This is a genomic window from Rhizobium mesoamericanum STM3625, assembly GCF_000312665.1.
Classification (GTDB): Bacteria; Pseudomonadota; Alphaproteobacteria; order Rhizobiales; family Rhizobiaceae; genus Rhizobium; species Rhizobium mesoamericanum.
In genome coordinates this window covers 377,340-387,663 of record NZ_HF536772.1, presented here as the reverse complement: position 1 = coordinate 387,663, position 10,324 = coordinate 377,340, and the positions used below count along the sequence as shown (strand labels likewise).

Genomic DNA, 10,324 nt, shown 5'->3' with positions numbered 1-10,324 from the left:
AGACAAGCAGGATGTCGACCGCGCCAAGCGTGCCAAATGTTCTGTCGTAGTCCTGAAAGTTCGCCAAGAAAGTCGAAAATAGAAATGATCCGAGCAGCCAAACTAGACTGGCGAGAAGCGCGCCTGGGCTAATCCACGCCCAACGAGTACCTGTCGGACTTGGGCCAAATTTGTAGAGAACCTCTAAGCTCATCAACAGTATGAAAAATACAACGGGCCAACGCCCAATCCAGACCAACAAAAAATCTGTCCCGTCAAGCTCGTCGACGTTGAGCATAAGCGGGACGGCCGCGACGCCAAGGATTGCAACTATCAAAAAAAAGAATAGCCCGACCGTGAAAATCATAGAAATGATATTCAGTCGAAGGAGAGTTCGCCTCTCAATCGCGCCATAGGCGACGTTCAACCCCTCAAATAGCGCCTTCATACCCCTATTGGCACTCCAGAGCGCCAACACTACAGAGATGATAAGCGCAAAGCTAAGCGTTGACTCTTGGTCGTTGCCGATACGCTCAATTCTTTTGCGCAGGAATTCAACCCCAGCGGTCGGCAGAGCTCCGTCGACCGCCCTTAATACCTCGGTCAATTGTTGGGATTCTGCAATCAACCCGTAGACCGACAGGATTGCCGCGATGGTAGGAAAGAGTGCCAGCAATCCGTAGAATGTCACGCCAGCGGCGACTGACAAGATGCGGTCATCCCGCGTGCTTACAAATGTTTGGCTCAATATTGGCAGCCATCGCGCAACTTTAATTCCATGCAACTTATAAGTCTCTGAAGCTTGCTTGGATCGCGACGTTCCGTGAACTTTGCCGGCTGTGCGGCGCACACCGCTATCAAACTGGCTCGCTGTCAGATAGGTCGCGACCCCCACCGTAACTGCAAAAGATAAGTTGGTGAAGATCGATCGAGTCCGCATATTGCCACTCCCACGTAACAGGCTGTTGCGTACAAGATGGTGTAAGCCATTGACGCCGCGGTCAGGTCGAGCACTCGCATCGGCCGATGCAGCTCCCAAGGGGTGAAAGCACCATCTTACTGTGGCCTCGTTGCGTACACCATAGGCTCGGAAGTTCGCCTCGAAGGCGCTAGTCTATAGTCTAACGATCTTGGGGTGGGGCGTTGCGTTAAGGCAGCGACGTTTCAATTTCTGAGCTCGTAGAGTTCCGTCTGGCCTGTGCGGCCTCTGACACTCACGGTTCCGATGGGCGTTAAGTTGAAGCTGTCCCGTACTGCCTCGCGTATAGCGTTGCTAACAAGGATTGAGGTCCCATAGTCACGATTGAGGCCCTCCAGCCGCGAGGCGATGTTCACGGTGTCGCCGATGGCGGTGTATTGCCGGCGGGTCTCGGCACCGACACTGCCTACAACTGCTGGGCCGGTATGCAGGCCGAAGCGGGTGACAAGTTCGGGTCGGCCGGCGGCGCGATTGGAAGCGTTCATCGTGTCGATCGCTGCTTTCATTGACAAGGCGCAACGGCAGGCGTTTTCGACATGCCGCTCGTCCCGAACGGGTGCGTTCCACATCGCGAAAACAGAGTCGCCGATATATTGCACGATGGTGCCGCCATGGCGTTCCACAATCAGATTGAGGGCTTCGAAATAGGTGGAAAGCAGGGCCACGACATCTTCGGGAGAATGTCGCTCGGAGATCGTTGTGAACTCGCGAATGTCGGTGAAGAGGACGGTGATCTCCTGCCGCGAGGCGGAACCGATGGCCGATTGGCCAGCGATGACAATCCTGCGGACCAGTTCGCGCGGCACATAGAGCGAGAACGTTCGGATGGTATCGCGGGCGGACCCGAGGGCTTTCCCGAGGGCGTTGACCTCGGATATCCAGGAGTACGAAACGCGGCTTTGTCTGAAATCCAGGTTGCCCAATTGCCTTGCCTCGTCGGCCAATGCGTAGAGCGACCGGCTGATCAATCGGGAGACGATGATCGCGGCAATTGCGCCGGCGGTCAGGAAGGCAGCCGCAGCAACGAGATTACGTCGCAGCGTTCGTTCGACCGGACCGACCAGGTCGTCGAGTGGTGCTGCGATGACCACCGTGTAGCCTTTCAGCATACCGGCCACTTCCGCATGGAAGCTCTGGGCCAAATACTCGCGGCCATCCACCGAAAAGCGCATGACATCACCATCCGGCAACCGACGGCCTTGCGCCAGGTTCGTGACGGCCGGGACGGCTGGGTCCGCCCCCGCGATGTCTGTGGCGGACAGAGCCCTCCCGCGACGTATGCTATCGCGCAGCTTCGCCATAAATGCGGGGTCGGAATGCGCGATCAGGCGGCCGGCGTTATCGAAGACATAGCCATGCGCCTGTTTCGAGATCGTGCTGACATCGAGAACCTCCCCCAGTGTCAACAGCATCACGTCGGCGCCAACAACGACTCGGCCCTCTCCATCCGCGGGCGTAGCAAACGTTAGCGTGAGGTAGCCGGTCGCGGCGGAAATATAGGGGCCGACCGACGTCGTCCGTCCCTCTAAGAGCGTAGCGCTGTACCAGGGCCGGGAGCGGGGGTCAAAGACATCGTCCCGGTCGGCGCGTCGAGCGACAAGGTGGTTGTCCTTGTCGAAGAACGTCCAAGTGGTCACTGGAATGCCGATGACCTTGGTGATTGTACGAACGGCGAACGCGGCGTCGGCTGGCGCATCCAGGGTTTCGCGCCAAGTCGGATTCGCCGCGATGTTGGTGGCTTGTATGTACGTTCCGTCCCCATAACCGGCATAGACTCCGTCTATACGGAAGGACGACTTCAGTGCGTGCAGCAGAAGGTTCTGCTTCGCCGCCAGATCCTGGGGAGGCGACGTAAGCATTTGCGGAACGGCAGAGGTCATCTCGATCGCGGCATATCCACCGGTAAAGACATCGCGGTAGTCCTCGATGGTGCGCAAGCCGAGCTGACGCATTTGTGCTTCGCCAGTGGAAAGGGCGGTCACCTTGCCTTGGCTATATGCCATCCACACCAGCGGCAGTGCCGTGCAGGCCAACAACCCGACAATGATGACGCTTAGATGCAAACGCAGCGGAAACGCCCAGTGCGCTGGTTTCATCGTTCCCATCGTGGGCGATGGCTTGATGGTATGATCCATACTCAGCCCCCGAGAGCAATTGCGATGCCGACGAGCACTAGGCCAAGGCAGGTCATTGTTATACCAGCATTGAGCGGTTTCGCGTCGGAAAAGCGCGCCCAGGCACAGCCCGTCATGAAGAGTAGGGAAATCAGCAGAACGTTGCTGGCTCGCAGGGCAAGCTCGACACTATCGATCATGAAGAACGGTATGACCGCGGGCAGCGATGTCACAGACACCAAGAGAAAAACAATAAAAGCAGCGAGAAAGTCGTCTCTCGAGAGACGAACCTTGGCAGCGCTTGCGCGCCCTGTTAATTTCAGCAAGGCTTGGTACAGCGCCTCTTCATCTGCCGCAGCGGAAGCAAGTGGTTCGCCGTCGATCGGAAATTCCCTCTTGAGTGCGGATATCGCCTCCTGCTCGCTCTTGGCCGCCTTGATCTGCCGGAAGAGGCGCGCGCGCCGGCTTTTGTAGAAAACTGTTCCCAGCACGAACAGTACGGCATCGATGATGCCCCATGCCAGGTTACAGCCGATCGTCGCGACAATTAGTTCCCTGACGTTAAGGCCCTGTTCGGTGAAAACCAGCCGCGAGCCCACCGTGAATGTCAGTGCCATGATCAGCCCGAAGAGGACTTCGCCGAGAGCATCGCCCGGATCAATGACATCCGCGATGCGGGGCCTGCTCGTTTCCATCAAATGCCTGTTCCTTGGCGGCTGTTGAATTCTTCAAATGCAGCGATCCAACACTTTAACCGTTACATATTGAAACACTAAAATACGCTGGAGCCCGGAGGCAATCGATGAGTCGAGAGCGCGGGCTTAAGAAACTGATACTGAAGGGTTCCCGACGTTCGTCACTTGCTCGCTTTTCCAGCGAGCGAGAGCTGAACCACGTTTTCGGATCCTATGATCTAGCTGTCTCTGCGCTTGAACGCTTTCGTGCGGTAAGCCCCGCCGACGATACGCTGATCCTCGGATATCTGGGGCTTTGCCACGATAGCGAGGAGGAAGCGGTGTGTATGGTGACGGGCGATGCGATGCGGGAAGCAGCTGCGTTGCTGACATGTGCAACGACGCCCGACGCGACATACGTGAGAAAATCCAGCTGGCGATCAACCGGGTGCTGCGTCTTCGACATTCTTTTTCCTATCGTCGAGCGGCAAGGTCGCAGCGATTGACTCTGGCGGTGTGGAAGGCCAAGCCCAGGCTCGCAGCAGTTCATAGAAAACGCTTAGGACGATCGGCCCCAAAAACAGACCAAGTAGGCCATGCGAGAGGGTTCCGCCGATGACGCCAATAAGGATCACCGGCATCGGAGTCGATAGCCCTCGGGACATCAAGATCGGCTTCAAGACATTGTCCACGACCGTGATCGGGATTGCTACGACCGTAAAGGCAAATGCCAACGATGTCTGCCAGGAGAACCATGCCCAGATGATGGCTGGCACAAGAACGAGGCCAGGGCCGAGCTGCATCAGGCAGAGCATGAACACGAGGAAGGTCAAGGCGCCGCGTGCCGGAATGTCGAAAAACGCGAAGCATAGGGCGCAGAGCAGCGTCTGAAGGAGGGCCACGCCAATGACGCCACGCGAGACGTTACGAACCGTTGACCCGGCCAGCCGCGCAAAACCGACACCCCTCTCGCCGCCGATGCGGCTTGCAAGTACCTGGACCGTTGCCGCGAGGCGAGGAGACATGGTGAGGAGGATGCCGGAGAGAATGATGGAAGCGACGAAGCTCAACACCCCGCCTCCGATCGAAGCCAGCTTGGCGAGAACGACGCCCATGATTTCACGAAGAGGTGCCTGGAATTTCATGATCGTCGCAGCGAGATTGCTTGCGATCTGGTTCCAGCCGGCATAGAGGCGCTCGCCAACCACCGGCCAGCCACGTATCGCTTCCGGCGCGGCCGGCAGCGTGAAATTGTCGGTCTTCAACTGACTGACGAGGGCCTGGACGGCATCGGCAAAATTGACTGCGACAAGCGCCAACGGTGCAATGATGAGCACAAGGCATGCGATGACAATAACGGCTGCCGAAAGCGCTGGCCGATCTCCCAGCAGCCTGGACAAGGCGTCGAACATCGGGAAGAGGGCTACAGCAAGGATTGCGGACCAGATGATGATCAGCGCGAATGGCGCAACCAGTTGCAGGCTCCAGTAGGCAAACAGCCCAATGATGCCGATCCGCACCAGGTCGCTGACCCTTGCTTCTACCGAGATCTGCGCGGGGCCGGCTTGCAGCGTAGTCCCGCTCGTTGGTTTTTCCATCGCCCTATGCCTATCCCGCTGGTTTCCATAAGGGGTGCTAGAACGGATCCTGCTTCATCGTGTCGTTTCCGGCACGACGTGTCTGACGCTCTGATCCTCAACATAGTTCGATGGCCGCTTCTGGCGTTTGCCGAGATCCGGTGCGTCGAACTTCACGCGTTCGTAGGGGATCGACTGCAGAATGTGCGAGATGCAGTTTATCCGGGCGCGCTCCTTGTCGTCGGACGGCACGAGCCACCATGGTGCGTGGTTGCTGTCGGTCATTCGCAGCATCTCGTCATAGGCCCGTGTATAGTCCCACCAGCGCTGGTACGATTCGACGTCCATGGGGCTGAGCTTCCACTGCCTAACCGGGTCATCGATGCGGCGCTTGAAGCGGCGCTCCTGCTCCTCCTCGCTGACGGTCAGGAAATACTTCAGCAGAATGACGCCGCTTTCGACGATTGCCGCCTCGAAGCGGGGTGCCAGTTCGAGGAAGCGGTGGGCTTTCTTTTCGCTGGCAAATCCCATGACGCGGTCGACCCCTGCCCGGTTGTACCAACTGCGGTCGAAGATCACGACCTCGCCGGCTGCCGGCAAATGTGCAATATAGCGCTGCATGTAGATTTGGGATTTCTCGCGATCGGTTGGCGCAGGCAAAGCCACGACGCGGAACACTCGGGGACTGACCTTCTCCGTTATCCTCTTGATCATGCCGCCTTTGCCGGCGGCATCACGGCCTTCGAAGATGATAACAATCCGTGCGCCCGATTTCTTTACCCATGCCTGCAGATGCGCGAGTTCGATCTGCAGCCGCTTGATCTCCTTGTTGTAGTCCCAGGACTTGGCCTTCTTTTGCTTGCCCTTGCGTTCCGTTGGAGCCACTTGTTTCGGATCGTATGCTTCGTCCATCGTTCCCTCCATTGTCTTATGTCGCTGTGGATTTTCACTGTTCTGCTGATTTTCCTATCAGCGCGCGCAACGCCTCTTCCCGACCATTGAAAAGATTGTGGGTGCCGATCTTCTTGATCACTCCGGCACGCTCAAGGATGCCTCGGCTTTCCTGGCTGAGGTCGGCGATGGCAAAGACGATGTCTCGTTTCGCCAGGGTGTCGGCCACGGTATCGAGTGCGACGGCGCCGGTGCTGTCCACGTGCGTGATCGCGCTGGCGTCGAGAACGAAGCACTTCGTTCGGGGGGCGAGTTCCCTAGCAACCGTTGTTAGTCGCGTGCGTACATAGTCGGCGTTGTAGAACAGGATGTTACCCTGGATCGCGAAGACGGCAGCGCCTTCGACAGGCCGAGCTTCCGGGAAACGGGCGAGGTCGAAGAAACCGTGCCGACCTTCAATGTGCCCAAGCAGGCCGTCACGCGGAAACATTGTCTTGTGCAGGAGGTAAACGAAGGTAGCGGCAACGGCAACGACCACGCCGTTGAGGACGCCGAAGCTGATCGCCCCCCACATGGCGATAAGCGAAAAGACGAACTCCATGCGGCTGATGCGCCATATTTTCTTGAGCTCCTGAATGTCGATGAGGCTGATGGCCGCGGCTGCAAGGATAGCGGCGAGTGCGGGGATCGGCAGGATCCGCAGGGCGCTGTGGAGGAATACAAGAGCTGCAACCAGTGTGGCGGCGGAGACCAGTCCCGCCAATTGAGAGACGCCGCCGGTCGATAGATTTATGGCGGTTCTCGAGTCCGACATACTGATCGGAAATGAACCGAATAGGCCTGGTGCAATGTTGGCTGCGCCGAGGCCGATCAGTTCCTGGTTCGCGTCGACATCTTCACCGGTGCGCGATCCAAAGCTTCGCGCGGTTACGATGCCGGCGCCGAAGCTCACCAGAAAGATCACAGCCGAACCAAGCACCAGCTGATCGAGCGCCATCCGATGGACTGCTGGCAGGGAAAAGCTTGGGAAGCCGCTTGGGATATCGCCTACGACGGCCATGCCGTATCCGCGGAAGTCGAAGAGCGCCGAGAGAACGACGGAAATAACAACCACGAGCACAGGACCTGGAATTTTAAGGTCGAACGCCTTCACAATCCAAAGCAGTGCGAACATGGAGAGGCCGAATAGAAGTGACGGCCAGTGGATCAAGGCGGCCTTGCGCAGAATCTCGACGACCGGCGCAAGGAGACCGTCGGATTCAATCTTTACACCTGTGAAGCGGCTGATCTGCCCAACGAGAATGGACAGAGACACCCCGGCAAAGAAGCCGACCAGGATTGGACGTGACAGGAAACTCGCTAGGACGCCGAGCCGCAGCAGTTTTGCCAAGATGCAGAACACGCCGACCCCAAGGGCGAGCGCCGATGCGATAGCAACGCGGTCGATGTTCGCCGCGGCCGGATCGGCCGCAATGATGGCGCCCATCGCGGCCGCCAGCACCGTCATCGTGGCGGCATCTGGGCCGACAATCAGGAGGCGGGATGGGCCGAAGATTGCATAGGCGATCGGAGCGGCGATGCTTGCATAGATGCCGGTTTCCGGCGGCAAGCCGGCAATCGCCGGATAAGCGATGGCGCTCGGCAAACCAACAGCGGCGATCGACAACCCGGCAGGGATATCGCTACGAAGCCAGTCCTTGTTGAAACCGGCCAGGCCCCGCAACACTGGTATGCTGCCTATCACCTCGGGCTCCCTTTGCTCTCTCCTGGTTGATCTCCAAGCTTGTCCGGCCGCCGCACCCAAGTAGCGGCCGGAAATTGCTGATGCGTTTCAGTGTTCGAGGAAGACGTAGTTCATCCAACTGCTCATACGCAGCAGGACCTTCCGCAGGATAGCGACATGGTGAAAGTAATGTGTGTAGACCGCTACCTCAGCGACCACACCGCCGGGCAGTTGGTATGCGTCGGTGTTCTCCAGGATTTCGATCCGTGCGAGTGTCTGCCCCGGTGATACGCGTTCGGGCGCCTGCGGATCGATCAGGGCGCCGCCCGGCTGTAATTGCCCTTGGGCCATGACGTCGATGACTTCCTGGACACGCGCCTTGAAGATCTTGCCGGGCACCGCTTTGAACGCGACCTCGGCCTCGTCGCCGACTCTCACGCGCTGGAGCGAGTTCTGAATGAAGGCGGCAGCCAGCATCCTATCCTCGCTGTTGATGAAGACCATCACCGGTCGCAAGGGCAGGGGATTAGCCATCATGCCGGGACGTAGGAAAACCTGCGTCACGTATCCGTCGCTCGGCGCGCGCACAGTCGTCTGGTCGAGCTCATACTGCGCGTTTGCCAACTCGGCCTCGAGCCGAGCGACCGTGGGGTTTGTTCCGTTTATTTCGGACTCATAGGCGAGCTTTGCTTGCGCCGCCTGAGCACGAGCCGTGTCGACGGCGGCCTCGGACGTCAGGTAGATGCCGCGTCGGTTCTCGACTTCGAGTTCCGAGTAGACAGCGCCTCTACCGCTGGATTTTGCATTTTCATTCGATGCTTGGAACTTCTCGAAGGCCTGCAGTGAGCGATCCCTTGACGCTTCCGCACCGGTGACGGCGGAATTGGCGGCGTCAAGAGCAGCCTTCAGCTGCAAGACGGTCTGCTTTGCTTCGGCAAGAGACGCCTTTTTCTGATCGAGCGTATACTGATAGGGGCGGGGATCGATCTTGAAGAGCACGTCGCCCTTTTTCAACGGAGCGTTCGGTGTGACCGGCACCTCGATGACCTGACCTCCAACGACAGGGATGACTGGAGCCGAGGTAAAATAAATGCGTCCATCGCTGGAGTACGGATGGTTGTAGCTCATGAGCAGCACCAGCCCGGCAATGATGAATATGCCGCCAAGAACAGCCGTCGCAAGCGACCACTGGTTCACCGGTATCCTGAACAGCTTGAAGATCGCGAAGCAAAACGCCGCATAGGTCAGCATCAGGAGTAATTCCATCAGACTTGCTCCTTCTCTGCCGTTGGCATCTCAAGTTCTGCGATCCGTGCGTGGAGACGCGCAATTTCAGCGTTGGCTTCGGCCTCCGCCGAGAGCTTACCATCCGTGCGGATGCCCCAGCCGCGATCCTCGCGGTAGAGCGTGGCCCAGATGAAAAGGAAGGGCCAGATGACGTGTAGCGTGAACAGACTTACCCATCCGGCAACGTGGATGGCGTCCTGGTGCGGATGGTTTCTGGCCTTGGCGATCAGATGCGGGATGTCGTGAATCGCGATCACCGCGTAGAACAGCGTGACCACGACGAAGATCAACACGCCGAGTGCAAAATAGTCGAGAAACACGGTCACTCCTTTTCGGCCGTTACTGAGCCGTCCGGTCGTAGTCGAGAAGGAAATAGTAGACCGGGCCGGGCTCAAACGCCCGTAGCATCACGTAATATCTATCGATTGACGCGTAGTCCGGCCGGCAATTCGGATTTTAAGAAACTGACGGTTAGCGCCAGCGCCAGCGCATGTGTCACGCCTCAGATGGGAACTGCCGTGGATTCATTGTCATCGCGATTGGAGAATGGTCTCGCCAGCTTGCAGTGGGCCCGGCTATTCTCGGCTCCTGGGAAATCTCGGTCGCAGGCGAACGCCAACGCGCATGCCGAAAATGGATGGATCTGCTGCCAATTCAGCGTCGTCACGCGTAAGTTCGCGTATGTTACGTCTTCATCCTAAGTCGCTGTAATACAATACCTCAATCTGCTTGACGCGAATATGGCAGCGGGGGGCGGCATGACGTCGGGAGAAAGCAATTCGACACACTCGTCCGCCCTCGAGATTACCGAGGCGCGGTTCCCTGAGCAGGCAGGGAGGGTACGCCAGCTCTTCCAAATAAACGAAACGTTCCGCAGCATGTGCGAAGACCTCGCTGCCGCCGCCGAGACTTTGGCGCGTGTCGAGTATCTTCCGGACAATGTCAGAGAGACGCGGCGGCAGGAGTACGCGAGCCTGGTTGATGCGCTCGTCGCGGAAATCGGCGATGCGCTCTCCCAATCGAAAATAGTCATGCTCAAGCGGTGGAGCGAGGCAAGGCCCAAGCCGCGGTAAGCATTCATTCAAGTTATTTTTTTCGGA

9 protein-coding genes are annotated in these 10,324 nt (G+C 58.2%); 1 reads left to right on the top strand and 8 read right to left on the bottom strand.

Going from position 1 to position 10,324, the window contains the following annotated elements:
- From BN77_RS01890 to BN77_RS01855, 8 genes are all read right to left on the bottom strand, one after another.
- On the bottom strand, positions 1-919 hold a 919-nt coding region (locus BN77_RS01890), incomplete at its 3' end, for a YihY/virulence factor BrkB family protein (RefSeq protein WP_167540357.1).
- 224 nt (positions 920-1,143) lie between these two features.
- Complete coding sequence (locus BN77_RS01885) at positions 1,144-3,093, bottom strand: adenylate/guanylate cyclase domain-containing protein (RefSeq protein WP_007527900.1); 1,950 nt, start codon at positions 3,091-3,093, stop codon at positions 1,144-1,146.
- Positions 3,094-3,095: 2 nt separating this feature from the next.
- Positions 3,096-3,767 carry a VIT1/CCC1 transporter family protein gene (locus tag BN77_RS01880; RefSeq protein ID WP_007527898.1) on the bottom strand — a complete coding sequence of 224 codons (672 nt, stop codon included), beginning with the start codon at positions 3,765-3,767 and terminating at the stop codon, positions 3,096-3,098.
- A 419-nt stretch (positions 3,768-4,186) separates the two neighbouring features.
- Positions 4,187-5,344 carry an AI-2E family transporter gene (locus BN77_RS01875; RefSeq protein ID WP_007527896.1) on the bottom strand — a complete coding sequence of 386 codons (1,158 nt, stop codon included), beginning with the start codon at positions 5,342-5,344 and terminating at the stop codon, positions 4,187-4,189.
- A gap of 54 nt (positions 5,345-5,398) precedes the next feature.
- On the bottom strand, positions 5,399-6,235 hold the full coding sequence (ppk2, locus tag BN77_RS01870) for a polyphosphate kinase 2 (RefSeq protein ID WP_007527894.1): 837 nt from the start codon (positions 6,233-6,235) through the stop codon (positions 5,399-5,401).
- Between the two features lie 34 nt (positions 6,236-6,269).
- Positions 6,270-7,958: a SulP family inorganic anion transporter gene (locus BN77_RS01865; RefSeq protein WP_007527892.1), complete on the bottom strand. Its 1,689-nt coding sequence runs from the start codon at positions 7,956-7,958 to the stop codon at positions 6,270-6,272.
- 87 nt (positions 7,959-8,045) lie between these two features.
- Positions 8,046-9,203 (bottom strand): HlyD family secretion protein, encoded by a 1,158-nt coding sequence (locus BN77_RS01860; protein ID WP_007527890.1) that lies wholly within the window; start codon positions 9,201-9,203, stop codon positions 8,046-8,048.
- Complete coding sequence (locus BN77_RS01855) at positions 9,203-9,544, bottom strand: DUF3302 domain-containing protein (protein ID WP_007527888.1); 342 nt, start codon at positions 9,542-9,544, stop codon at positions 9,203-9,205. Before BN77_RS01855 ends, BN77_RS01860 begins: the two co-directional genes overlap by 1 nt.
- Before the next feature lie 438 nt (positions 9,545-9,982).
- Here BN77_RS01855 and BN77_RS01850 point away from each other — a divergent pair, with 438 nt between their 5' ends.
- On the top strand, positions 9,983-10,297 hold the full coding sequence (locus BN77_RS01850; protein WP_007527883.1) for a hypothetical protein: 315 nt from the start codon (positions 9,983-9,985) through the stop codon (positions 10,295-10,297).
- The last annotated feature ends 27 nt before the right edge of the window (positions 10,298-10,324 follow it).